Source organism: Candidatus Symbiopectobacterium sp. NZEC135, assembly GCF_025962695.1.
The window spans coordinates 1-658 of record NZ_JAGFPF010001206.1 but is presented as its reverse complement, the minus strand read 5'-3'; the positions used below and the strand labels follow the sequence as shown (position 1 = coordinate 658).

The following is a 658-nucleotide window of genomic DNA, read 5'->3' as shown; positions in this document are numbered from 1 at the left end:
CTGAGATCGAAAATGGAAAACAACGTCGTCGACTATTATACGAATACCTTTAATGAACATTTTCGTCATTTAGATGCTTTTGGAAAAATTCAGCAACGACGAACGCTTCAATTGCTAAAGAAATACTTGCTGAATAAGCAGAAGGTCATTGATATCGGGGGCGCTACCGGCGTCTATTCCTTTGAACTGGCAAAATGCGGTCATGAAGTACACCTGTTTGATATCGTTCCGATACATATCGAAAAAGCGAGAAAGGTCAGTGCAGAAACCGGCATTGCGTTGCACGGTTTTCACGTCGGCGACGCTCAAGATTTAGCCTTTCCTGACAACACCTTCGATGCCGTCATCGTGCACGGCCCGCTCTATCATATTACCGATGAAAACAGCAGATTGAGGGTGTTAAAAGAAGCCTATCGGGTTCTTAAACCGGGAGGAATACTCTTTGCTTTCGCAATCAATCGATACGCGGGCGTATTTTATGGCATCAAGCGCGAACTGATTCTTGATGATGCTTATTTTGACATGGTATCCCATGAGGTCAAAACAGGACTCAGGACACGTTCACCGTCATGGCACTTTCACTTGCCTGAAGAAATGGACGCTGAAGTGGCGAAAGCTGACTTTAAACAGATTGAAATTAAAGGCGTTGTCGGCCCTA

Annotated in this window: 1 protein-coding gene; it reads left to right on the top strand. The window is 44.7% G+C overall.

The window, feature by feature from the left end:
* Positions 1-12: 12 nt before the first annotated feature.
* Positions 13-658 (top strand): class I SAM-dependent methyltransferase (locus J5224_RS33360; RefSeq protein ID WP_264629178.1); only part of this gene is annotated, 646 nt, incomplete at its 3' end.